The organism is Gimesia benthica (genome assembly GCF_009720525.1).
Taxonomy (GTDB): Bacteria; Planctomycetota; Planctomycetia; order Planctomycetales; family Planctomycetaceae; genus Gimesia; species Gimesia benthica.
Map to the genome: position 1 here is coordinate 483228 of NZ_CP043930.1, position 25690 is coordinate 508917.

Sequence of the window (25690 nt, forward strand, 5' to 3'; positions counted from 1 at the left end):
CGGGCCAGGATTGATCAGCTGCAGATTGAAATTCAATCGGGAACAGATCAGCCCTGATTACTCCCATTCTTCCATAATCTCTTCCAGCATCTCTTCCTCTGACTTGTCGAGTGAAAGATCACTCAGTTGATCTTCAATGGAAGCACGACCAGCACTCTTTTCTGCAGGGTGAGGTTGCGGAGTACTACTCACGACAGTAGTGACCGAGTTCTGACGGCGTGCTGAATTCGGAGTATTGGCCACATTTCCGGATCCCGGCTGAGCGAATTTCCTGACCTTATCCAGCAGCTCAGTTTTGGAGAAGCTGGTTTTAATGATGTAGTCGTTCGCACCACCCTGAATTGCAGCGACAACTGTCCCCTTGCTGGCATCCGAGGTCAGCATGATGATTTTTGTCTTGCAGAGGGTAGGATGTGACCGGAATGCTTTCAAAGTCTGCAAACCATCCCAGACCGGCATCTGCACATCGACAATGGCAATGTCCGGTGGATACTCGAGTGCTTTATAAAAACCTTCCGAGCCATCACTGGCCACGGATACAAAATACTCTCTCCGTAAAAATGAAACCATCAGATTACGAAAGAGCGGGTCGTCATCTATGACTAAAATTCGTGCGTTTGACTTTTCTGATGCCTGTAGCATGAGAGGAACCTACTACTGAAAAATGAAATCAATTTTTAAGACTTGCTTGAAGGAACAATCGCATCAAATACTTCATTTAAAACCAGCAGCATCTCCTGAGAACGAAGATTGATTTCAATTTCCCGGGATCTCTGACAGTGGGTTTCGGTTTCCTGTGTTAACTCTTCCGGTTCGATCAATAATTCTGCGTTACTCATGATTTCACTCTCTCCAGGCTGCTGAATACAGATTGTACAAGGCCCATCACATCCGCATCTCCGTGATGCCCGTCGTTAAAAAATAGGTCAACTTTAGCCAGATGGCCAGAAATTCTGAGAAAAATGAACAGTCAGCCGCGCACGAAGTCTACCTGTTCCGTTCAGGCTGCATAATCGGAACCGGGCCAGCCTGGCCTCAAAAAGCATTGCCAGAAATGAAGAGTTACTTGGAATCGAAGCGGATTGTCCCATCCCAGTCAGCAGGTGCCACTCGATTTGAACGGGCAATCTGCAGAGACAGAAAATCCTGGGCCCGGTCGGAAGCGGGTATCGCGTGGAGCAGACGAAATGCTTCTTCCCAGTCGCCTGTGATAAAGCAGTCCACAGCCCGTTCGTAGCAGGCAACTTCCTCTTCTGTCAGGGTTTCCGCCTGCGATTCGGGAGGCAATAGCTCGCTGACCAGCACCGACTTCTCCATACCATAGGGCAGGATCTGAGCAAGTTTGCGAACGCGACCTTCCCGTCGATCCAGTTTACTCCGCACGATCTGCGCCGTCGCCTCATCCAGCACAACCGGAACGCGGAGGTGCTTGGTTAAACCTTCCAGTCGGCTGGCCAGATTGACCACCGGACCAAACACAGTCACCTTAACCTGGTCGCTGGTGCCGATTTTACCCGCGACTGCCCGACCATGGGCAATTCCAATCCCCATTCGAAAATCAGACAGCGGATGTTCGGGTTGCTGACGGATCTGTTCAAAGGCCTGACGAATTGCCAGGGCAGCCCGGCAGGCATCCAGAGGCGCCATATCAGAAGAGAAGGGCCAGCCCCAGAACCCCAGGGCTGCATCTCCCTGAAAATCTCCTGTCACCCCGCCAAAGTCCAGAATATGCGCTGTCATAATTCCCAGCGCCTGACTGACACGCCCCAAGAGACCGATCAGGTCGCCAGAAGAATCTTCTGCGTGCTGACTGAATCCTCGTAAGTCACAAAACAGCACTGTCACGTCACATTCGCGGGGCTCCAGAATCTCCGTATTCAGATTATCTCCCAAAGCAGACAGGATCGGAGGAGCAAAGAACTGTCGCAGACCGGCCTGTTGACGTTCCAGCTGATTCAAGCGACGGACCGACTTCACGATCGCCGCAACCAGTTCGGTGAATTTTACATCCGCCTGGAGATCGAGACCGCTCCTGCCACCACCTGCCTGATAAGGATGGTCCAGTTCCCCCGCAACATACAGTCCCCATTTTCCCGCGGGACCATCTTCAATCGGCGTACAGAATGCCCAGTCAAACTCAGCTACTGCTGTATAATCATCCTGCTCCGGTTTTTCTTCACGTGTCGCCCAGACGTGAAGCACCGAGCGCCCGCTCTTTTTAACAGCCTCTTTCACCAGACGTCCACTCGGATGAAAGCCCCCCTGGGCCTGGCGTCGACGCTCCCAGAAGGGAACTTCGACCCGGTCATCCTCATTGAGCCGCACGACAGCCACCGCGTCAGCATGCTTGACGCCGGACAGCAGCATCGTCACCAGACGATGAAACAGGTCTGCATCATTCCGAGCATCTAAAATCAGTTCTGGCAGATGAGCGAGTACGTCGATTCTCTGATCGGCATCTCGATACTTTACTTTTAGAAGTTCATGTGGCTTGAAGGTCACTTCTTCCAACGGGGATTCACGCGGCGAAGTAAAACTGGAAACAGAGTCAACCAGCTGGAATGTCGTAGAGCCGATGACAAACGAGTTACCTGGTTCCAGCTGAAACTCGGTCTGCCCGGAACCCGATAGGAAGATTTCATTTTCTGCTTCCTCAATCTTACTGACGTGCACCTGTTTGGACTGCACCTGCAAGCGGGCATGCCGTCGCGAAATGCGGTCATCCCAGGGAACCGAAATGTCGGCAGTGGAAGCACGCCCTAATACCAGTTCCTGTCCCGGTTCCAGTCCGATGCGACTGGAATCCCGGGAATGGGCTCCATAGATCAAAAGTTCCAACAAAAATCTGCTCCCTGCTTGTGAGGATCTCCCCGCGAGTCGATGAGGGTTCGCCTCAAATCGTCAATTCGAAACCGTTGTCTCCGTATCCGATTTCTTTTCCGACTGGTGACGAGACCAGTCCCAGCCGCGCCGCTCGGTCAAAACCCGCATTACGAAATACCATACCGTGAAGATCAGCAGGCAACTCGTGACGAGCACAATCAACCCGTACTCAATCAACCAGCGTTTCATCTCGACAACCGGCCGCAACGCCAGCCCCCGTCGTTCCTGAACGACAGCCGTCCATCCCGTATTTCCCACCGGTGCGAAAGCAGCCAGCCAAAGATTATCCTGAGGATCATCGGAAAAGACCGCCTCTACCGGATCGTGATAATCGCTGATCACTGCTGGCAACGGGCCACGATTTTGCTTCTTCTCTGTCAGTTTAAATAATTTCAGCTGATCAAAGTGCTCACCTTTGAGTACCAGCTGGTCGACCTCATCCCGGCTCAGGGGACGCAGGTTTTCTGCAGTCATTCGAGGGTGAGCCAGCACCTTTCCATCCCGGTTATCAATCAGTGCGATTTTCCGGTCTCCGATTTTCTCAGAATCGCCGCGAATACTCTCATCATATCCTGTGAGCAACTGATCCAGATGGGTCGTGCGGCCCAGAATTCCCAATACTCTCTCATGTTGCAAATCCCAGATCGGAACTACCACCGCCACCATCCATTGATTGGAGGCATCACTTTTGAAGACCTGGCAGATATACGGACGCTGAATCGGCTCCACGGAATCAGGTGCATGGCCTTTCTCATATTCGGTCCCATGCCCGTGAAAGTAGTCCCGGTGAGAAAAGTCCTGGCCGATAGTCGGGCGGGGTGGATCACGCCAGACCTGGATCCCCTGGGCATTCACTAAAAACCAGCTGGCATCTTTTTCCCGCTGCAGTGATTCACGCTTCTCATCCACCATATCCTTTTCATGTTGCAGGTATTCTGCAATTTCGCCGTAGCTCTCCAGGCTCTCTGATTCGTCATCCTGGGGATCCTGTACTCTTTCCATCATATCACGCAGCAGAGTTCGCTCAGATAATTCTACCAGCTGTACCTGACGATCCTGAAGATCGTGCTCCACGTTTTGTGACAGCAGGTTGGCTGAGATCAGATCTCCCTTCAATGCCCGCGCTGTCAGGTTTTCACGAAACTGAGAGACCATCTGATTCACCGCAGCCCCCGCCACCGGAATCACTCCCAGCACCAGCAATAAAGGTCCGATGATTCCCAGTGCAATTAAAGGACGACGGGCACGATACTGCTCACGCTGGACAAGACTGCTCAAAACGGCCTGCGCATTTGGAAATCGATTGCGGGGATCTGTTTCCAGACATCGATCGATAATATCAACCAGACGACGGTCGATCCCTTTGACTTTGCGATGTTCCGCAGGGCGGGGGGCTTTACGGATTAATTCCCGGTAGGCTTCGAGTTTCTCCTCCAGTGTCTCCAGCTGGCGAATGGCCTGCTCATTCTCAGCTGTCCGGTAAGGCGCCTTGCCGGACAGCATGTGATAGAGCAATGCTCCCAGCGCATAGACGTCCCAGCGGGCATCGGGAACCGCCTGCAAATCTGCCTGTTCGGGAGCCATGTAATAAAGCGTTCCCAGGGAAGGGCTCTGTTCGTCAGACAGACGGGACTGCCCGAAATCACAAATTCGGGGCTCATAATTGTCATCCAGCAGAACATTCGCCGGCTTCAGATCGCAGTGCAGAATCCCTCTCCCATGCGCATGCACCAGTGCCTGCAATACTGTTTTGGCGATGCGCACGGCCTCAGGAACCGGCAACGGTCCCGCATCCAGAAACGATGCCAGCGATCCGTTTTCCAGGTACTCCATCATGTAGTAGGGGGGATCACTGTTCCAACCCACTCCCTGCAGGCTGATAATATTCCGCGAGGTATAAAGCTCTGCCAGTTTTTCAACTTCCCGGTTCAGCAGCGACCAGTCCAGACCCCGGCGATACGTATAGAACTTGATCGCCACATATTTCCCTGTATTTTCTTCCTGAGCCAGCCAGACCGAACCATAGGATCCTTCCCCCAGAGAACGAACCATCAGATAACCGGGGACCTTCGCAGGCAGTGACAGTCGATCCTTACTCAGATGGGCCGCCTGCTCACGTTCAGCGGGGCTCTGCCTCAGTGTTTTTTCCAGTGAATCTTCCAGGTCCCCTGAAGGTGCCTGCACATTTTGGCTCTCCAGACTGGAATCGCCGGGGCAGTCTGCCTGATCTTTTGATTCTGGATCATTCATACAAAAGTTTTCGAAAAAATGGGGGGCTTCCGGACAGCAATCCGAGTCAGAAAACGGGGCAAAAAACAGCCGATCTGCGTTTATCTATTCTATGCAATGTCCATGTTCTCCTCAATGATGAATTTGAGAACGTAACTTATTGAAAATCAAGGTTTTTCACCCTGGTCAGACCTTAAAATTCAGGGGCATTGTCAGTTGTGATATCAGGCGATTCCAGCTACAATTTGTAACAGGTTGAGACGCATGAATTCTGCGAGTTTAGGCTCGTTTTTCAACCTCTGTTTTGATCTAAAAAACAGTTTTCGCCAGGCAGTTTTTTTCAGTCGACAGTAAGGATACCCGCGTTCATTTCAATTTGCCCGAATTGTTACCCTGATGTCAGGATGAACGGTGCCTGTTTCCCCGGAATCAGGACTGTCAGTTTCCTGAGAAATCAGCGCGAAACAGTTTCGATACTATCTACAAAGCAAGACAACATCTGAAGTTGAATTCCTTAAGGAGAACAAGGATTGGCCACCGATAACGGCGAAGAGCCAAACATTGACCCGAATATCAAGCATCTGGACATTCAGGATGAAATGCGGGACAGTTACCTCACCTATGCGATGAGTGTAATTATCAGCCGCGCCCTGCCTGACGCTCGCGATGGTCTCAAACCCTCACAGCGTCGTATTCTGGTCGCCATGAACGATCTGAACCTGGGAGCCAGTTCATCCCGGGTAAAATGCGCAAAGATTTCCGGTGACACCAGCGGTAACTATCACCCCCACGGGGATGGTTCAATTTATCCTACCCTGGTCCGTCTGGGGCAGGAATGGGTCATGCGGAATGTCCTCATCGACAAGCAGGGGAACTTCGGCTCTCTGGCCGGCCTGCCTCCCGCAGCCATGCGTTACACCGAAGCCCGACTGGCCCCCGTCGCGGCAGAGATGCTGGACGACATCAACCGCAATACCGTCGACTTCGTGCCGACTTATGACCAGCGGAACGATGAGCCGGTCGTGCTCCCCTCGAAGTTTCCGAACCTGCTGGTTAACGGTTCCAGCGGGATTGCCGTCGGTATGGCAACCAGTATTCCTCCCCAGAACATGGGTGAGGCCTGCGAAGCCGTCAAACTGCTGATCGACAATCCTGACGCGACCATCGACGACATTCTGCAGGTCATGCCAGGCCCCGATTTCCCGACCGGGGGAATCATCTGCGGACGATACGGCATTCGCAAAGGATACGCCACCGGACGTTCCACCATCACACTGCGGGCTCGTACTCACTTCGAAACTGAAAAACAGTCCGATGTGATTGTGATTACGGAAATTCCTTACATGGAAACCCGTGACCGCATTCGTGAAAAACTGGAACTGCTGGTCCGCGACGACCGGGTCAAAGGAATTTCCCGCATTGTGGACCTTACCGACCGCAATGTGCCCCCCTGGAAAGTCCATCTGCAGATCATTCTCAAGCGGGATGCTGACAAGGAAGTGGTGCTCGCGCAGCTCTTCAAGTTCTCACCACTGCAGACCACATTCAGTATCATCCTGCTCGCGCTGGTCGGGAACCGTCCCGAAACCCTCTCGATCAAGGAACTGATCCAGCAGTTCATCCTGCACCGCATCGACGTGATCCGTCGTCGGACTGAATTCCTGCTGGCTGAAGCCCGCAAGCGGAAACACACGGTCGAAGGTCTGATGATCGCTCAGATCGATATTGATGAAGTCATCAAAACCATCCGTAACTCACCCAGCCGTGCCGAAGCCAAAATCAGCCTGCAGGGCATGCAGGTCGATGGAAAACTTATTGAACGGGCACTGGGTGAAGAGGGATTCAAAGAATACCAGAACGAGCAGGGGGTTCACGAATATTACACCCTCTCCGCAAATCAGGCCGAAGCCATTGTTTCGATGCAGCTCGGTTCACTGGCCAACCTGGAACGGGAAAAACTGGCCGACGAACACCGCGAACTGCTGAAAGCAATCTCCGAATACCTGTACCTGCTCTCGGACGAAGACCATATTCGCGCGGTGATTCGCGACGATATGCTCCACCTGCAGGAAAAGTATGCAGATAAACGCCGGACCGACATCAGTGACGAAGAACTGACTGACGTCAACCGGGATGATCTGATTGCTGAGGAACCGATGGTCGTCACGCTTTCACAACGCGGCTACATCAAACGGACTCAGCTCAATACTTATCAGGCTCAGAACAGAGGCGGCAAAGGAATCCGCGGCGCTAAAGTCGATGAGGAAGACCCCATCGAGCACCTGTTCGTCGCCAGTACTCACTCTTACCTGCTGTTCATCACGAATCGCGGGCGGGTTTACTGGTCCAAGGTCTACGATCTGCCGCTTCAGGGCCGCACCGCCAAAGGCCGGGCACTGGTCAACCTGCTTTCACTACAGGAAGATGAAACCGTTTCCAACTGTGTCTCTGTCCGGGAATTCGATGAAGAACGCTTCCTGGTCATGGCCACCCGTAACGGTATCATCAAAAAATCGCCTCTGTCCGCTTACAGCCGGGTACAACGGGGCGGGATTATTGCGATCAAACTCGATGAAGATGATGAACTCGTCGAAGCTCTGATCGTCTCCCCGGGAGAAGACCTCCTGCTGGCAACCTCTGACGGCATGGCAATCCGTTTTGCCCAGTCGGATGCACGCAGCATGGGACGAAATACCCGCGGCGTAAAGGGCATCAAGCTGTCTAAATCTGGTCACGTGATCGGCATGGTCATCGCGGATCCTCGATATTGCCTGCTGACAGTTTGTGAGAATGGACACGGGAAGCGCACTCCTTTCGGCTTCATTCCAGCTTCAGAAGAGGATGAAGATCAGGACGAGCAGACCGAGACAGACGAAGAACTCTCAACTGCTGAAAGCGATACCGACGAAGATGCTGATGACGAACAGGAAACCCGCAGTGGTATGCAATATCGTCGACAGAAACGCGGCGGTAAGGGAATTCGCGACATCCGCACATCGGCACGCAACGGTCAGGCGGTCGACATCATCTCTGTCGCGGAGGACGATGAGATTCTGATGGTAACCCGCAGTGGGAAAATTCAACGTATTCGAGGCTGCGAAATCAGTCAGGTCGGTCGAAATACTCAGGGTGTGCGAGTGATCACACTGGACGATAACGACAAACTGGTCTCCCTGGCCCGAATTCCGGCAGAGATCGTAGTCGACTCAGAAAACGAGCCCACGGATGCAGACACAGAAGTGGATGCGGATACCGAGTCTCCGGAAACGGAAAACGAAAGCAACAGCGCTCAAGACACCCCTGGCGACCAGGAATAAACACTCACTTAATTCGTGATCTTCATTTGCTTTAAAAAGAGGGACAAAGACAGTCATGAAACGGATTTTAGTAACAGGCGGATGTGGTTTTATCGGATCAAACTTTATCCGTTTACAATTATCTGAGTATCCGGAGATTGAAGTCACCAATCTCGACAAACTCACCTATGCCGGCAATCTTGAAAACCTCAAAGATTTTGAATCGCACTCCGGCTATCAGTTTGTCAAAGGGGACATTACTGATCCGGAAGTGGTAAATTCCCTGCTGGACTCCGTCGACTTCGACGCCGTCATCAACTTTGCTGCAGAATCACACGTTGATCGCAGCATTCTGGATTCCGGACCATTCATCCAGACGAACATCGTCGGAACACAGGTTCTGCTCGATGCAGCCCGCAAACATGAAGTCAACCGGTACGTCCAGGTCTCCACTGACGAAGTCTATGGCAGTCTCGGTCCAGAAGGACTGTTCACAGAACAGACTCCGATCGCACCGAACAGTCCCTATTCTGCCTCCAAAGCCGCCGCTGACCTGCTGGTTCGCAGTTATGTAAATACGTTCGGCTTCCCTGCCATTATCACTCGCTGTTCCAATAATTACGGTCCCTATCAGTTCCCTGAAAAACTGATTCCTCTGTTTATCTCTAACGCCCAGGAAGGTAAATCGCTGCCGATCTACGGTGAGGGAACCAACGTACGCGACTGGATTCACGTAATGGACCATTGTCGGGGAATCGATGCTGCTCTCAGAAAAGGTGAACCCGGTCAAGTTTACAACTTCGGCGGTCACGCAGAGATGCAGAATATTGAAATTACGAAACTGCTTCTCAAACTTCTGGACAAGCCCGAATCTTTAATTGAATACGTCACAGATCGCCCCGGACATGACTTACGTTATGCGATCGACTGCAGCAAAGCGGAATCTGAACTGGGATGGAAAGTGGAAACAGACTTTCAGGCAGGTCTCAAAGAGACCATCGACTGGTATCTGGACAACCCCGAGTGGGTCAACCGGATCCGCACTGGAAAGTATCGCGAATACTATGAACAGCAGTATGGAACCCGTCTGAAATCCTAACTATTCTGATTTTACAATTCTTCCACATTCACGGGAGCTGACGCGACGCTTTCTTTGAGGATTTCAACTTCTCTGTCAGTGTTCGATTTAATACCACAAGCGTCAGCTTCCAAATTCGAATGGATTCCAAAGACGATGAAAATTGCAGTAATAGGTACAGGATATGTAGGACTCGTCACCGGGACCTGTTTCTCCGAAAGCGGAAATTACGTCACCTGCATTGATATCGACGAGTCCAAAGTCCGTCGTCTTCAAGCGGGAGAAGTTCCGATCTATGAACCCGGTCTGGAAGAAATGGTCAAGCGGAACACAAAAGCCGGACGCCTGACCTTCACTACCAGCTATGCTGATGTGATCCCGGATTCCAAATGTATTTTCATCGCGGTCGGCACACCGATGACCGCAGATGGCTCTGCCAATCTGGACAGCATCTGGAAAGTAGCAGAATCACTGGCACCGCTGCTCGCTGAAGACGCTGTCGTCATCATTAAAAGTACAGTCCCGGTTGGCACAAACCGCAAGCTGGCAGAAATGCTGAAATCCCTGACTGGACGGGAGGTCGATGTCGCCTCTAACCCGGAATTTCTCAAAGAAGGAGCAGCAATCGACGACTTCTCCAAACCTGACCGCGTGGTCGTCGGAGTCTCTCGCCCGGAAGTTTCTGAAGTATTACATGAACTTTACAAACCATTTCTGCGAACCGAACACCCGTTCCTGTCGATGGAGCTCGAGAGTGCGGAAATGACTAAATATGTCGCCAACTGCATGCTGGCAACCAAAATCAGCTTCATTAATGAGATGGCCAATCTCTGTGAACGCGTCGGAGCGGATATCAATCAGGTGCGACGCGGAATTGGACACGATCAGCGGATCGGCTTTTCATTTCTGTTTCCGGGAGTCGGTTACGGTGGATCCTGTTTCCCCAAAGACGTCTCGGCGCTAATCTCCGTGGCCCATGATCGCGAAATGGAACCCTCAATCCTGAACGCCGTCGATCAGGTCAACACAGCCCAGAAACGGGTCCTGTTCGACAAGATCAACCGCTACTTCGAAGGGGATCTCGCCGGAAAAACGGTCGCCATCTGGGGACTCGCTTTCAAGCCTAAAACCGATGATATTCGCGAAGCGCCAGCCCTGGTCCTGATCGATCTGTTACTGGAAGCGGGCGTCAGTAATATCAAGGTTCACGATCCTGTCGCCATGGAAAATGTTAAAGCGGAGTATGGTGATAAACTCTCATACCTTGACCATCATTACGACACGCTTGATGGTGCTGATGTACTCGTAATCGTTACGGAATGGAACGAGTTCCGGCACGCTGACTTCGATTACATCCGTCATAAACTGACACAGCCAGTTATCTTTGACGGACGCAACCTCTACGAGCCCTCAAAGCTGAAAGCCAAAGGAATCAAGTACTTTGGGATTGGACTCAGTTCGGAAAAAAACTTAGATTGACCGGCATGCCTCAAATGCTTTGTCAGTAGACTCACAGATATCCATTCAGCACTGCCTGTTTGGTTTTTAAATCATTTTCCTGCAGCCCCGACTGCAGAGCGATAGAAAGCACACACCAATGGATCACGAACTCAGAGATAAATGTACCGGAATCATGGATCGCATCGTCAAATTACGAGACTCTCTTTGACTACGCTGGTAAGAAAAAACGGACCACCGAAATTAATGAAAAGATGGGGGCAGCCGGCTTCTGGGATAACCAGGAGAAAGCTCAGGTCCTCGTTTCTGAGATGCAACAACTGCAATTGACTGTCAAACCGTTGACAGAGTTGATTGAAGGTGCTGGGGATCTTGAAGTCCTGCTGGAATTCATTGAGGAAGAAGGCAGTGAAGACAGCATTCCCGAACTCGCTTCCACCGCAGATCGTCTGCAGAAGATCCTGGATCACCTCGAACTTCAGGCCATGATGTCTGCACCCGAGGATGGCTCTGCAGCTTACCTCAGTATTCAGGCCGGTGAAGGGGGGACCGACTCCTCTGACTGGGCAGAAATGCTGCTGCGGATGTACCTGCGCTGGGCGGAGCGTCGCGGTTTCAATGTCGAAATCCTGGATCGTTCTGATGCTGAAGAGGCCGGCATTCGCAGTGCCACAGTCCGCATCGAAGGAGACTATGCCTACGGCTATCTCAAAGGGGAAACCGGGAACCACCGGCTGATTCGTATCAGTCCGTTCGATTCCGCAGGCAGGCGACATACTTCCTTTGCCGCCGTCGACGTCTCACCCGACCTGGGAGAGATTGCAGAGATTGAAATCAACTGGGACCAGGACGTACGGGAAGACACCTACCGCGCCAGTGGTGCCGGGGGACAGCATATCAACAAAACCGATTCTGCAATCCGTCTGACGCACCTGGAATCGGGTGTAGTCGTACAATGTCAGAACAACCGCAGTCAGCACAAAAACCGTGCGGAAGCCCGTAAAATGCTCAAAGCGAAACTGTTCCAGATTGAACAGGAAAAACGGGACGCCGAACTGGCTGCAAAGCGGGGTGGTAAATCAAAAATTGGTTTCGGCGGCCAGACCGTCCGCAATTATGTATTGCACCCCGACCAATATGCAAAAGATGCCCGTACGGGCCACAAAGTAGGCAATCCGGGCCCGGTCCTGGATGGCGATCTGGATGGATTCCTCGAATCCTTCCTCCGCTGGGGTATGGCGGAAAATTAACCAGGCTGATAATACGAATGCCTGCTGGTAAGTAATCAGAAACAGAGGGAAGTAAATCATGCGATCAGGAAAGCTGACTTGCGGTGTTTTAAGTATGTTCATTTCACTCAGCCTGGCTGGCTGCCTGAAAGTGGAACATCCTTCCCCTCCTGCCAAAACCAATGCCGAACCTCAGGTAGGCGAGTCGCCGGAAGCGAAACCAAAGCCGTCCCCCGCACCTCCGGGGGACGTTATTCCAGACACCGGATTGACCAAAGCCGAAATTGAAGAGGGCTGGATTGCCCTGTTTGACGGTCACAGTCTGTATGGCTGGAAACCCAACAACGACGTGAACTGGCACGTTGAAGAGGGAGTCATCAAAGCGAGCACCGGCGAACCGGGTCTGCTCCTGACAACATCCCCGTTCGCAGACTATGAGTTGCGTTTTGATTTTAAACTCGCTCCCGAAACCAACAGCGGCATGTTCCTCAGAACAACCTTCGATCCCAAAGATCCCACCAAAGACTGCTATGAACTGAATCTCTGTGACACAAAAACGGAGTTTCCCACCGGCAGTCTGGTCGGCCGCAGTAAAATCAAAGAAGCGGTCACCGCCAGTGCGGACTGGCAAACCTTTTATGTCCGCGTGGAAGGGGCTCAATTCCAGGCTTCACTCAACGGAAAAGAGGTTCTTAATTTCAAAGACACTTCTGAGAATCAGCGCGACATCGGTTTCATCGGTCTGCAAAAGAATGAAGGAGCCGTCGAATTCCGGAATATCTATCTAAAACCGCTCCGGATGATGACACTCTTCAACGGCGTCGATCTGGCAGGCTGGCAGGTCGTCCCCGGTTCTCAGAGCAAATTTGAAGTCGTCGACAAAACCATTCACGTGACCGCCGAGAAACAGGGCTATCTGGAAACTGAAGACACATTCGACAATTTCCTCTTTCAGGCCTCAGCCAAATCGAACGGAGAAGCACTTAACAGCGGTTATTTCTTTCGTGCCATCAAGGGTACCGAATCCGGAATGGCTAACGGCTACGAAGTTCAGATCCACAATGGATTCAAAGACAAGGATCGTACCAAACCCGAAAATGCAGGGACCGGTGCCATCTTCCGGAGAACGGAGGCCCGTCGTGTCGTTTCCAACGATCACGAGTGGTTCACCACCACTCTCAATGCTTACGGCTCTCACATCGCCGTCTGGATCGACGGCTATCAGGTCACCGACTGGGAAGACACCCGCAAACCGGATGAAAATCCGCGGAAGGGCCTGCGCCTCAAAGCCGGCCACATCAGCCTGCAGGGACATGACCCGACGACCGACCTGAACTTCAAAGATCTGAAGCTCAGCAATCTGCCGGGGGAATCATCGCCTCCTGCAAAGTCCGGGAAATAGTCTGAAACAACTCCTGCTCCGGGGCAACTTTACAGACGACAGCGTCTACTCCCAGCAGACGTGCTGCTGTGATGGTCTCAGGATGCGCCAGCCCCATCATGCCGATGCAAACCGGATGTTCTCCCAGCAACATCAGTCGGGACTGCACGATGTCCCAGGGATCGAGGTCATACAGCCAGAGATCTGCCTGGGCCCGTCGAGCAGCAGACGCGATCAATGCGCCGCGAGACTGCACCAGCGCTTCCAGCATCCTGCGGTACACCGGGTCCCCGGATATCACTCCAACCCGTTTTCCCGCCAGACAATCATCCTCCGTATCTGATCCCGAAGCTGCCTGATAGTGAAATATTTCATCGCGGCCCGTAGTCAGGGGGTAAGCGGGCGCAGTTCCTCTGATGATCTCTGCCTCCTGCCGAATCCGAAACTCGGCAGCGCGGGCCGGAACCCGAATACTGACGGGCCAGAAATTCCGTGTTCTTCCATCGGCTTCACACCAGACACCGTAACAGCAGAGAAACCGACTGACCGGAAATCTCCTGACCAGTTCTGTCAGGATTCGCCCCGCGAACTCATCAGGCCAGTTTTGACAGATCACGACCAGTTCAGGCTGGACGGACTCTGTTTTCAGTTCAGAGAGACGGGGCAGGCATACCAGTTCCGCCGCGCCGAACACCTCCTGGAGGGAATGCATCACACCACGCATTTCTTCGGTCTGGGAATTCCCCAGAATCAACACACATTCCCGTTGAGCGTCGCTCTGCCGCATCCGCCTCTTCTCCTAAAGGCCATATCTTTCGTAGTTTCAGATAACTTATAACGCAAAACGCCAATTCAGGGGAAGGGCACTCTCTCTGCTCAGAAGTTGTCAGTTCCTGCGAATCGGTCTTGCGAAAATCCCGTTATTTTGTCATAAATCGTTATCTAATAAGCTGATCGGATTTGATCTCGCCAGTGGCTCAGGATGCCCGACACATTGGTGAGGAAAAGGATTTCTCAAACGTTGATCGAACCGCCTTCACAAGAGTTGATTCATCGCCTGACCAGCCTCAAGCTCTGTACAGCCGCTGATCTGAGACGATGCCGACGACGAGTCAGAAAATTAGCCCGGGGAATCCCGGCTTTCGACTCGGTCTGGATCGATGCGCTGGTTCAAGCCCAGAAAATATCTCCCTTCCAGGCCAAAGCACTGGAAGCAGGGCACCCCGAACAGCTGACCGTTGGCCCTTACTTGCTGATCTCTGAACTGGGACACAGTCATAAATCTCGTACTTTTATTGCACGACCTTCTGAAAGTGCTGATCGCTGCGCCCTGAAACTGACACAACCTCAGTCAGAGTACGGTAACCAGCTGCAGCAGGATTTCCACACATTGCTGCAGCAACTGCAGGGTCTGCATCACCCCTCTTTAATTCTGCCCCGCGTTGTCAAACCGGTAGGTCAGCAGTTTGTGGTGATCAGTCATTACCTGCCGTCATCCACAGTCTCCGAATTGTTGATCCGACGCGGACGCTTTCCCGTTCCCGTTGTACTGTCTCTTGGAGCTCAACTGCTCGACGCCCTGGTCGCCCTCGAAAAACGGAGGGTGATTCATGGTGACATTCGTCCCTGGAACGTACGGCTGACTCCCAGCGGAATCGCCGCCCTGGTCGATACGGGTCTGGAACCGATCCTGTCACCGGAACTGACTATTCACTCATCCTTACCGCCGCGCTGCTACGACGGAATTGCACCGGAACTGATAGGGACCGGGCGTCATCCCAATGCCCAGAGTGACCTCTACGCACTGGGCTGTCTGCTCTGGGAGTTACTCGCAGGCCGACCTCCGTTTACGACGGGAGACCCTCTGGCAAAACTGGCCTGTCATCAGACAAAGACCATTCCTGATATTCGCAGATGGGCCCCCGAAACACCGGCTCCCCTGGCTGAAATGCTCTTGAAACTGACCGCATCACAACCCAATCAACGACCAACAAGCATGCAGGCCGCTCAACAGCAATGGCCGGTTTCTCAGCAAGGCTCCCGGAAAACACTGGCCCGCTTCCATGCATCATTTCAACACCAGACGACCCGCAGCCAGAGCGAAACAGGCACCAGCCGACCAGGCCGACTCCCTCTGATTGCAGCCACGATATTCGTCCTTTCCGGACTCTCTTACACACTGCTGGATGAAGGAGCCCGCAATCACCTGCTGGAAATCACATCGCGTGTTTCCTTCACTCAATCCAGCACAAACTCATCCCCAGCTGAGACAACCACCGAGTCTTCTTCTAATCAAAAAGCCGAGACTGCTGCCCAACGACTATTACTTCCCGTCCCTGACGGAAACGGCGTGATTCTGCTGGATTCAGCCGAACCATACGTATCCACACAAATCTCAACGGTCGGCGGATTGTCCATCAAGGGCACTGCCGAAAACCCGGCGATCATTGAAATCGAAGAGACTCCCTGCCGCATCGTTGCCGCCAGTCTCAGTCTCGAAAATGTGATTTTTGTCAACCGCTCCCAAAGTCCCTCTCCACAAAAACAGTCAGCGTCAGCAGGCACTTCCACGGCTTTACTGCACGTAACCGCCCAGAGCTTGAAGATCAAAGGCTGCTGTTTTACTCAACTCGATTCAGAAAGATCAGACACCTCAGCCCTCGAAAGGGAAGCCATTTACTGGAGTCCCCTCGATCCGCAACAACGGAACAGCAGCCAGGTCCTCATTCAGGACACTTTGTTTGCAGTTCCCCAACATGCACTACACCTGACACATACGCCTCAAGTCCTGACGCTCACAAACAGCTTGAATGTCACGTCTCATTCTACGCTTTACCTCGAACGTGCCCCGGAGATTGACCAACAGTTCAATTTGAAACTGCAGCACCTGACGCTCCGAGAAGCAGGCCCGCTGGTCCTGTTAAACTGGACCGATCCCACATTAATTCCCGGCACTATTCAAATCGAGGCCCGTGATTGCGTGTTTGACCTGAATCAGGCAGCTCTGATCCAGGTCAGAGGGCAGAAACCACCGGAAAACTGGCTCTCTTCGGTCAGCCTGCTCGGCGAGGGCTCCGTTGCCTCTGCAGAAATTCAGATCGCAGGCTGGCAAGCCTCAGCCACAGAGCCACTCCAGGAACTGAGCACGCTTAACATGGACATCGAAGGCCTCTCGACTGGTAAATTCGAATACGCAGCACCACTGAGTCTGCACGCGGAAGACTCAGTCATTACCGCCGCCCAGGTCCCACGAACTTCATCGCTGCCACCGGGCATTCAGGTAAAACTGTTCCCCGCATTCCTGGCACGCCTGATGTCTCTCGAAAACTGAGAACCGCGGCCAAATATCTCCAACCACGCTCCTTGAAGGGAGGACAGAGGGTTGGTAACATCTCTTCCAGTCCTGTGAAAAACGACCTCCGTCGGCCGGCAGCACACGGGCGGCTCCGCCAGTTGACGAACGCACACACTTATCTGATGTGACTATGAATATCGACCATGAGTATCGAACCGACATCTCCCGTGGCTGGAACCGGAAACACATTTTAGGACTGCAGGACCTCTCCCGGGATGAGCTGAACATCATCCTGAATCAGGCAGCCGAATTTAAGCGGCTCGCAAATATTGGAGAAACCAAACTCACCCCGCTGGCAGGCACCGTGGTCGCGAATCTGTTCTTCGAACCTTCCACACGCACCCGTATCAGCTTCGGTCTCGCAGCCAAACGACTCAGTGCCGACACAGTTGATTTCACCGCCTCCGGCAGCAGCCTTTCCAAAGGGGAAAGCTTTGTCGACACAGCCAAGACCATCGAGGCCATGGGAGTCTCCTACGTAGTTGTCCGACACAAAACCCCCGGTGCCCCGCAGCTTCTGGCACAACACCTGGATGCCAACATTCTCAACGCCGGCGATGGAACACACGAGCATCCAACCCAGGCTCTACTGGACATCTTCACCATCCGCGAGCATTTCGGGAAAATTGAAGGACTGACTGTCACCCTCGTCGGAGATATCCTCCATAGCCGTGTCGCACGGTCGAATATCTGGGGTCTGAAAAAACTGGGGGCCCACGTCATCGTCTGCGGTCCCACCACACTAATCCCTACCGATATTGAGCAGCTGGGTGTCGAAGTTTCCAACAGCCTGGACGACGTGATCGATCGCACCGACTGCCTGAACCTGCTGCGGATTCAATTCGAACGCCAACGCGGACATTACTTCCCGTCGATTCGCGAATACGCCCACCTGTTCGGCATGAATAAACAGCGCATCAATAAAGCCAAAGAAGATGTACTGATTCTGGCTCCCGGACCAATCAACCGTGGTGTAGAAATTACTCCCGACGTAGCCGACGGCCCGCACTCTGTCATCCTCGGACAGGTCAGTAACGGGCTGATTATCCGCATGGCTTGCCTCTACCTGCTTCACTTACAACGTATTGCCTCCCAGGGAACATCTGGATGAAATCTCTCCTTATCAAAAACGGGCACATTATCGATCCTTCGCAAGATCTGGATGTGCAGGGCAACCTGCTCGTCGAAGGAGGAAAGATTACAGGACTCTGCGATGACGATGTCACAGCAGACGAAGTGATCGATGCCACAGGATTGATTGTCAGCCCCGGGTTCATTGACCTGCACGTCTCTCTGTGCGAGCCAGGTTTCGAAGAAGACGAAACCATTGAAACCGGTACGGCTGCGGCATTGGCCGGTGGTGTGACTTCGCTGGGTTGCCTGCCGAATACCGCTCCAGTTGTCGACGACCGATCTTCCGCAGAGTTCATCCTGCTGCAGGCCGAGCGGGCATCTAACTGTCACGTCTTTCCCCTGGGAGCAGTCACCAAAAACAACGAGGGGAAAGAGCTCGCTGAAATCGGGCAGCTGGTCGCCGGCCAGGCGGTCGGTTTCACCGATGCCGACAAACCTATCGAGAGTGCTGAAATCATGCGGTGTGCCCTGGAGTACACCCGGATGTTTGGCCGCCCGATTTTAAATCGTCCGCAAGTCGCGGAACTGACCGAGAAAGGACAGATGCACGAAGGGTTTCACTCAACCGTATTGGGTTTGAAGGGCATTCCCGCAGCGGCTGAAGAGATCATGGTCAATCGGGATATCGCACTGGCCGAACTGACACGGGGACGCATCCACCTGATGTGTATTTCCACTCAAAACAGTGTCGCCCAGATCAGACGTGCCAAGGCGTCTGGAATCCAGGTCTCCGCCGACGTTACTCCCCATCATCTCACTCTGACGGACCAGATGCTGGAAACTTATGATCCCAATTACAAAGTTCTGCCTCCGCTCCGCTCTCAGGAACATATTGACGCCCTGATCGAAGGCCTCAAAGATGGCACGATTGAAGTGATCTGCTCGGACCATACTCCGCATGCTGCTGAGAAGAAGACAGATGAAATCCTGGGTGCTGACTTTGGCATCATTGGTCTGGAAACTCTGCTGCCAGTCTGCCTGCAAACCCTGATCACACCGGGACATTTAACCTGGTCGGAATTGATCAGCAAACTCACTATTGGTCCGGCCCGCATTCTGGGGCTCGCCAAGGGAACACTCGCTGCGGGAGCAGATGCTGATATCACCCTCATCAATCCTGAGGTCCGCTATGTTCTTCAGCGGGAAAATTTGAAATCTTCCAGTCACAACAGCCCGTTTCTGGGTAAAGAACTGCAGGGCAGGGCAGAAGTCGTGGTTGTCTCCGGTGAAATCCGCTATCGGGCCGATCATTAAAAACTTCTGCACACAAAATGATCGAAGTTGACGTTCCCCTCTGTATCATCAACAATATCAATAAGTTGATCCGATCAGATCAGCGTGAACATCAGAGAAAGAACGAATTTCGATAATTTAAATCAAGTCACCCGATCGGGATCAAGTTTTTCTGTTCACCATCAGATAGGAACTTCAGACAGCAGGCACTAAACCACTCCCGTTGTAGAGTCGATAATACATATACCGCTCCCAACCCTTTATCAGAATGGGGCTTGTGATTAATTATGAAAATCAGCTTCCTGTCTTGTCTCCTGCTTAAGCGAAACATGAGCCTGCCCGTTCTGCTTTGCCTGAATCTGGCGATTCTGTGCTCTGGTTGTGGCGCAGAGACGTACGAGCAGCGACTCAACGAAACGGAGCAGTATTTCTCATATCTGCATGAGCGGAATCAGGCACTCGCTGGTACCTGGAGTGCTCCTCCGATTCACTTCCGCCCCCCCCTCGATTTTCAGGAAATTTCCGCTGCCGCACCAGCAGCAGTTCCGGCAGGTGAGAATGGAGAAGCGGAACCAGCGGAGCCGACACAGACGATTGACCCTCGACAGCCGGATTTTGCCGATCTCAAACTCCCCGGTCTCGAAGGCGCCTGGCGAACGGAAGTCCCCGTCGATCTGGAAAATGAAACTGTGGATCGCCCAGCCTATCTGTATGTGCTGTGCAATTACTCGCTGCTGCAGAACGAGGAGCAGGAAGCTGCTGCCAATTTTTTAAACGAAGTCAACAACCAGCTCTCCACCACTTTTAACAAGTATTTGAATACGGAAGACTTTGTTAACGAACGCTTTCCCCGTAAGCGGGGTTACACCAATCCCAAAGAGTTTACCTTCAATTCCTTTACTCCTGAAATGCCCATCGATGGCGCCCCTTATGAAATACAGATCTACCTGACTGAATCGGGTGAGTATCAGGCTGCCATCCTGGCTTTCATCCCCCAGAATATGGTCCGAAAATCCAAATTGCAGGAACAGATCGATTTCAGCCTCGAGACATTCGATCTACAGCCCCCGCAACGCGGAAACGGCGGCGGAGAATCACGCCCCAGCACACAGTTTTAGTTGACTCAATGAGCGGAATAGAAAAGAGATCACAAAACGTAACGATCTGAATCGCCAATCAGACTCTCCAATAGACACATCAATCTATGTCACTCATTCACCCTGGTTTATTACTTGGAATTCTGCTGGCAACAATCCCGGTGATTCTCCACTTTCTGCTTCGTTCCAAACCAAAAAAACTGATCTTCCCTGCCTTAGCGCTATTGCAGCGACGTAAGATTCAAAACTCGCAACGCCTGAAACTGCGACACATCTGGCTCCTGCTCCTGCGAATTCTGATCATAGTCGCCATTGTCCTGGCACTGACACGTCCCTCACTCCCGCCAGCCAATTATAGCTTTTCGACGTACGAGCTGGTCATGTTCTGTTCCATCATCGTCTTGGCGGTGCTGGCCTACCTGGGATTGATGAGACATTATCAGAAACAGAGAATCTCCCAGCAGTCTTTGAATACACGACGCACTTTTCTAAGGGGAGGCATCGGAGGCGCCGCGTTCCTGCTGATAGCACTCCTGGTTCTCTGGCCTTACCAAAGGAGAGTCTTTGCGGAAATTTCTGCCCCCTTACCGGCCGTTTCTGAAAACATTCCGGTCACGGCGATTTTCCTGTTTGACACCAGTCTGAGCATGGACTACCGCCAGGAAAACCAGTCACGACTGGAACAGGCCCAGTCCATCGCCGAAGAACACTTGAGTAATCTCCCCGCGCAGAGCAGGGTCTCAATTCTGAACAGCAGCAGCGAAGATATCTCCCCATTTCAGTCAGACCTCACCGCGGTGAAATCCCGGCTCAAGTCCCTCAAAACATCCGCCTGGTCCCTCTACCTGGATGATCGCCTCCGCACTGCCATCAATCGTCAGGAAGATGACTTCAAACGCAGCCAGAACGAACGCCAGTCCTCAGGTTCACAGTCAGCCGGCTCCGATCAGTTTGTGCGGGAAATCTATATCTATACCGATCTGGCCCGCACCGCCTGGCGCAGCCAACCTTCCCAGTTAATTCAACAGCAGCTGGAAAAGCTCAAATGGCTGGGAATCTACGTGATTGATGTCGGAGTGACCAGTCCACAAAACATCGGGATTTCCCACCTGGATCTTTCACGCGAATCGATCACGCTGGGCAATTCCGTCTCCATCAAAGCAGAAATCACGTCCACCGGCATCACGGCCAGTGACACGTTTCTGGAGTTATACACACAAAACGAGAAAGGACAGTTGATCAAACGGGATCAACGCCCGCTTTCCACGGTCGCATCTCCAGACGATGCTCCCGCAACAGAGAATGTGACCACCGGAGCAAAACCGGGCCCCCAGCTGGAAATGAGCCTGCCGAATGTCGACCAGCCGGTCACACAGGGGGAACTGCGGATCACCTCTTCTGATCCCTATCTGCCCGATGATGTCCGTTATTTTACCATCACCGCCCGGCCTCCACCCAAGATTCTGATTGTCAGCCCCGACGCCAGCTCTGCCCGCCTGTGGAATGATGCCCTGGCACCCAGACCTTTGGTCGCCCTTAAAAGAACCGCTATCAGTGTGAGATCGCCCCCCTCAACCAGATCGAAACACTCCCTCTGGAAGAATATGCCGCCATCTACCTGATCAACATCACCAGCCTGCCTGACAGCCTGTGGCAGCAGTTTACAGACTATGTCAAACAGGGGGGAGGCCTGGGAGTACTGATGGGCAGCGACGGCGATGCGCCGGAATCGACAATCGTTTCATTCAACTCCCGGCCGGCCCAAGAACTCCTGCCGGTGGAACTGTTAGGCTCACTCAAGTTCATCCCGCCGGAATTCCTGGACCTGGAACACAATGAACACGCACTATTCTCTTATTTTCAGGATCTGGGAGGGACCGGAGAACTCTCAAACATGGAAGTCAACCGCTACTGGCGTGTGGAACCGGAAAATCCGGACCAGGTCATCGCCCGCTATACTGATGCGCGCCATTCACCCGCCATCATCGAACGTAATCTCGGCAGGGGAAAGGTCGTCGTCTTGACCACAGGTATCGACGCTCAGGGCTGGAGCCAGCTCCTGTATGCCCGCTGGTCCTATCTCGCGTTTGCCGACCAGTTGACCCGCTACCTGATCCGTACACGCGCCAATCGGACCAACTATCTGGCTGGCGAAGTTGCCATCTATCAGTGGCCGGCAACCGCCACCACACCGGAATCCTTCCTGCTCAGAACCCCCGATTTGAAACAGCTGCCCATTGAAGTCAAACAGGGAGCGCATCAGGTCTCTATTCCGGATACCCGGATCGTCGGCCATTACGAGCTTATCGATAACTCTAGTAACATCACTCGATCCTCGAGCGGATTCAGCATGAATGTCAATCCGGCCGAAAGCAATTTCCGCCCCATCAGCAATCAGGAACTGGATCAGATCCTGGGAGCAGAACGTTACAGTATGACCCGCGATATGGAAGGACTGAAGCGCACCATTCGAACGGGGAGACTTGGTGTCGAAATCTTTCCGATCCTGGTCACTCTTCTGCTGGCCGTCTTCTGTCTGGAACATTTTACTGCAAACTATTTTTACGAAATCGATCAACCTTCAGAAGAATCCACATCCTGAACGACAACCCAGACAAGTACTGTCTGACGTGAAACTGACTCTCTCATGAAACCAATCTTTGAACCAATCTGGTCCTGGCCCACGATGATCCTGCTCATCATCGCGCTATTCGCATTGGTTCTCACCACCTATCCCGGGCGCGTCACGCATTTTTCCCGTCCGATCAGGCGAACATTGATCGGTCTGCGACTGCTGATCGTCCTGCTGCTGGCTTTCATGATGCTGCGTCCCGCGATCGAACTGACCGACAAAACAGTCCGTCAGTCCTGGTTGTACATCCTGGCTGATTCCAGTCGCAGCATGCAGACTCAGGACGGCCCCGCGAGCACCACCCGCCGCAATGAACTGCTCAAAACACTGGAAGCTGCCCAGCCTGCATTCAAGGAGATGGATAAGAATATCAAAATCAGGCGGTTTGATTTCGCACAGGACCTGACACCTGTCGAAACATTCTCCGATCAGGCGAAAGGACAGCAGACGGCCATCGGTTACGCATTGGAAATGCTCTCAGGCGAACTGCAACAGGAACAACTGGTCGGCATCCTGCTGCTTTCTGATGGAGCGGAACGTTCGCTCCCTCCCTATGATGTCGATATCAGATCACAGGCCAGCTATTTCGGCGATGCCGGCATCCCCATCTACACGCTCGGCTTTGGTTCTTCCACGTTGCAGGACACCACCCTGGATCTGGTCATGGAAAATCTGGTGATTGATCCGCTGGTTTTTGAAAAGAAAACCACGCCGATTACCGTCAAGGTGCGCAGCCTGGGTGCCTCCGGGAAAGATGTTACTGTCCGACTTCTGGTTGAAGATCGAGCGGGGAAAAAAATCGGTGAAGCCGGTCTGATGCTTCCTGCGGCTCCTTATAACAACTCCCGGGTCGCGACCCAGATTCATCCCACCCAGAATAACGAGCTCGACACCGTCGAACTCTTCTGGACTCCGGAAGTGCCGGGAGAATACAAAATTGCCGTCGAAGCGGTTCCCCTCGATGGAGAAATCAAGCAGACAAACAACCGCCTGGAAACGATTGTCACCGTCCAGAAAGGGGGCGTGCAGGTCGCCTATTTCGATGCGCTCCGACCGGAACAGAAATTCATCCGCTCCATGAATGACCCTAAAATTCAGCTCGACTATATTCCCATGGGCAGCGGTTTCTCCGGGGGCAGAAAACCGACCAGCCCCGATCTGAATGATGTTTCCAAGTACGATGTATTTATCATCGGTGATATCCCCGCGGATCTCCTGGGCCCCACGCTGCTGCGTAAGATCGCCGCCCAGGTGGATCAGGGTTCCGGCCTGTTGATGACTGGTGGTTATCACAGTTTTGGCCCCGGAGGTTACGCAAACACGCCGCTGGACAACTTTATTCCGGTCGAAATGCGGAGCAGTGAAAAACAGACGGGAAATGGGATCGCAAAAGACCTGCATCATTTTGAAGATCTGAAAATGATACCCACATCACTGGGCCTGCAGCGTTATGTCATGCAACTCGATAGTTCGTCAGACCGCAATCGCCAACTCTGGAATGAACTGGCCCCCCTGAAAGGAGCCAATAAGCTCCGTAAGAAGTATGAGACGGTCGAAGTCCTGGCCCAATCCGCAGGGAACGGTGCCATACCGCTGCTGTTTGCCTCCGATGTGGGAGGAGCCCGTGTCATGGCGTTTGCCGGCGATACGACCTTCCAGTGGTTTCTCTCCGGACACCGTAAGGAACACGAGCGTTTCTGGCGACAGATGATCCTCTGGCTGGCCCACAAAGAGAATGACTCAGATCAGAGCGTCTGGACCCGGGTTGAACCTCGAAACGTCGCTCCCGGCAGCCAGGTCCCCATCCTGTTTGGTGCCCGGGGCCCGGAAGGGAAACCGTTAAGCGATGTGAAGTTTACCGTACAGGTAGCTGGTCCCTCTGGTAAGACGTCGCAAGTCGAAGTCGTGGGAACGGGAGAAACATCCCGCACCACTTTTTCTCAAACGACGGAGCCCGGAGATTACTGGGTGACCGTGCATGCAGAACAGAACGGCGTTTCTCTGGGTTTTGATGCCACCACACGTTTCATCGTCGATCCCCGGGATCTGGAACTGGATAATCCCGCAGCCGACTACTCGCTGCTCGAAACGATCGCCTCACTCTCGGGGGAATAGCAGTCCCTCCTGAAGAGCTGGGCAGCTTCCTCAACCGGATGAACAAGGACAAATCCTGGAACAACGACCTGACCCGATACAGGCGAATATCACTCTGGGACAACTGGTATTTTCTGCTCCTGTTTGTGCTGCTGATCTCCCTGGAATGGTTCCTGCGTAAGAAAAAAGGCCTGGTATAACGATTGTCCGGGTATTTGTCTGATAATCTTCTGAAAAACTGCCGAAAACGGAAACTCCCTGAAAAAACAGGAACATTATTTCCATCGCAGGCGTCGATCATTCTATAATAAGAACGTAAGGACAGTTCTTTTATGGATTTCAGACTGACACAGGTTCTCCATGTCTACAGCTTCCAATTCGACCCCATCGACAGAAAATCGGAACGGGCAATACGCCAAATTCGATGAATATGTGGACTATCAGGTCTCCCGCACCGGTTCTCACATCAAGGCGAATGATCTGCTCACGACAGCAGTGGGTATCTCCACAATTTTCCTGGGTTACCTGTTGCTCTTCATTCTCTGTGATCACTGGCTGATCAAGGGGGCTTCGGTCATCTCTCACGGTTGA

At 52.8% G+C, this 25690-nt stretch carries 19 protein-coding genes; 14 read left to right on the top strand and 5 right to left on the bottom strand.

Features of this window, described 5'->3' with window-relative positions:
• Positions 1-57 precede the first annotated feature (57 nt).
• The 4 genes from F1728_RS02065 to F1728_RS02080 form a co-directional block, all read right to left on the bottom strand.
• A complete protein-coding gene (locus F1728_RS02065; protein ID WP_155362689.1) occupies positions 58-642 on the bottom strand; it encodes a response regulator in 585 nt (194 codons plus the stop codon).
• Positions 643-677: 35 nt separating this feature from the next.
• Positions 678-839 carry a hypothetical protein gene (locus tag F1728_RS02070; RefSeq protein WP_155362690.1) on the bottom strand — a complete coding sequence of 54 codons (162 nt, stop codon included), beginning with the start codon at positions 837-839 and terminating at the stop codon, positions 678-680.
• Positions 840-1062: 223 nt separating this feature from the next.
• On the bottom strand, positions 1063-2841 hold the full coding sequence (locus F1728_RS02075; RefSeq protein ID WP_228030469.1) for an adenylate/guanylate cyclase domain-containing protein: 1779 nt from the start codon (positions 2839-2841) through the stop codon (positions 1063-1065).
• A gap of 60 nt (positions 2842-2901) precedes the next feature.
• Positions 2902-5133 carry a serine/threonine protein kinase gene (locus F1728_RS02080; RefSeq protein WP_155362691.1) on the bottom strand — a complete coding sequence of 744 codons (2232 nt, stop codon included), beginning with the start codon at positions 5131-5133 and terminating at the stop codon, positions 2902-2904.
• Positions 5134-5642: 509 nt separating this feature from the next.
• On the opposite strand from F1728_RS02080, the gene gyrA reads away from it, so the two are divergent.
• The 5 genes from gyrA to F1728_RS02105 all read left to right on the top strand — a co-directional run bounded on the left by gyrA (position 5643) and on the right by F1728_RS02105 (position 13575).
• Entirely contained in the window at positions 5643-8429 is a 2787-nt protein-coding gene (gyrA, locus tag F1728_RS02085) for a DNA gyrase subunit A (RefSeq protein WP_155362692.1), read from the top strand.
• Positions 8430-8484: 55 nt separating this feature from the next.
• Positions 8485-9507: a dTDP-glucose 4,6-dehydratase gene (gene rfbB / locus F1728_RS02090; protein WP_155362693.1), complete on the top strand. Its 1023-nt coding sequence runs from the start codon at positions 8485-8487 to the stop codon at positions 9505-9507.
• 135 nt (positions 9508-9642) lie between these two features.
• A complete protein-coding gene (locus tag F1728_RS02095; RefSeq protein WP_155362694.1) occupies positions 9643-10965 on the top strand; it encodes a UDP-glucose dehydrogenase family protein in 1323 nt (440 codons plus the stop codon).
• Between the two features lie 118 nt (positions 10966-11083).
• Positions 11084-12194, top strand: a protein-coding gene (prfB, locus tag F1728_RS02100; protein ID WP_197999847.1) for a peptide chain release factor 2 whose coding sequence is annotated in 2 segments (ribosomal slippage) — positions 11084-11152 and positions 11154-12194 — 1110 coding nt in all. Because the reading frame shifts where the segments join, the coding sequence is not laid out codon by codon here.
• Positions 12195-12252: 58 nt separating this feature from the next.
• On the top strand, positions 12253-13575 hold the full coding sequence (locus tag F1728_RS02105) for a 3-keto-disaccharide hydrolase (RefSeq protein ID WP_155362695.1): 1323 nt from the start codon (positions 12253-12255) through the stop codon (positions 13573-13575).
• On the opposite strand, the gene F1728_RS02110 is transcribed toward F1728_RS02105, so the two are convergent.
• Positions 13526-14341: a hypothetical protein gene (locus F1728_RS02110; RefSeq protein WP_155362696.1), complete on the bottom strand. Its 816-nt coding sequence runs from the start codon at positions 14339-14341 to the stop codon at positions 13526-13528. The genes F1728_RS02105 and F1728_RS02110 overlap by 50 nt on opposite strands.
• Positions 14342-14575: 234 nt before the next feature.
• Here F1728_RS02110 and F1728_RS02115 point away from each other — a divergent pair, with 234 nt between their 5' ends.
• The 9 genes from F1728_RS02115 to F1728_RS02155 all read left to right on the top strand — a co-directional run bounded on the left by F1728_RS02115 (position 14576) and on the right by F1728_RS02155 (position 25690).
• The gene (locus tag F1728_RS02115; RefSeq protein WP_194242643.1) at positions 14576-16885 is read left to right on the top strand and encodes a serine/threonine protein kinase; all 2310 of its coding nucleotides are present in this window, start codon (positions 14576-14578) and stop codon (positions 16883-16885) included.
• A 154-nt stretch (positions 16886-17039) separates the two neighbouring features.
• Positions 17040-18020: an aspartate carbamoyltransferase catalytic subunit gene (locus F1728_RS02120; RefSeq protein ID WP_145440378.1), complete on the top strand. Its 981-nt coding sequence runs from the start codon at positions 17040-17042 to the stop codon at positions 18018-18020.
• Positions 18017-19297 (top strand): dihydroorotase, encoded by a 1281-nt coding sequence (locus F1728_RS02125; RefSeq protein WP_155362698.1) that lies wholly within the window; start codon positions 18017-18019, stop codon positions 19295-19297. Before F1728_RS02120 ends, F1728_RS02125 begins: the two co-directional genes overlap by 4 nt.
• 308 nt (positions 19298-19605) lie before the next feature.
• Positions 19606-20394 carry a hypothetical protein gene (locus tag F1728_RS02130; RefSeq protein WP_155362699.1) on the top strand — a complete coding sequence of 263 codons (789 nt, stop codon included), beginning with the start codon at positions 19606-19608 and terminating at the stop codon, positions 20392-20394.
• Positions 20395-20480: 86 nt separating this feature from the next.
• Entirely contained in the window at positions 20481-21995 is a 1515-nt protein-coding gene (locus tag F1728_RS02135; RefSeq protein ID WP_155362700.1) for a vWA domain-containing protein, read from the top strand.
• An 80-nt stretch (positions 21996-22075) separates the two neighbouring features.
• Entirely contained in the window at positions 22076-22975 is a 900-nt protein-coding gene (locus F1728_RS02140) for a hypothetical protein (RefSeq protein WP_155362701.1), read from the top strand.
• A gap of 45 nt (positions 22976-23020) precedes the next feature.
• Entirely contained in the window at positions 23021-25120 is a 2100-nt protein-coding gene (locus F1728_RS02145) for a hypothetical protein (RefSeq protein WP_155362702.1), read from the top strand.
• A gap of 38 nt (positions 25121-25158) precedes the next feature.
• Positions 25159-25299: a hypothetical protein gene (locus tag F1728_RS02150; protein ID WP_155362703.1), complete on the top strand. Its 141-nt coding sequence runs from the start codon at positions 25159-25161 to the stop codon at positions 25297-25299.
• Positions 25300-25459: 160 nt separating this feature from the next.
• Positions 25460-25690 (top strand): hypothetical protein, encoded by a 231-nt coding sequence (locus tag F1728_RS02155; protein ID WP_155362704.1) that lies wholly within the window; start codon positions 25460-25462, stop codon positions 25688-25690.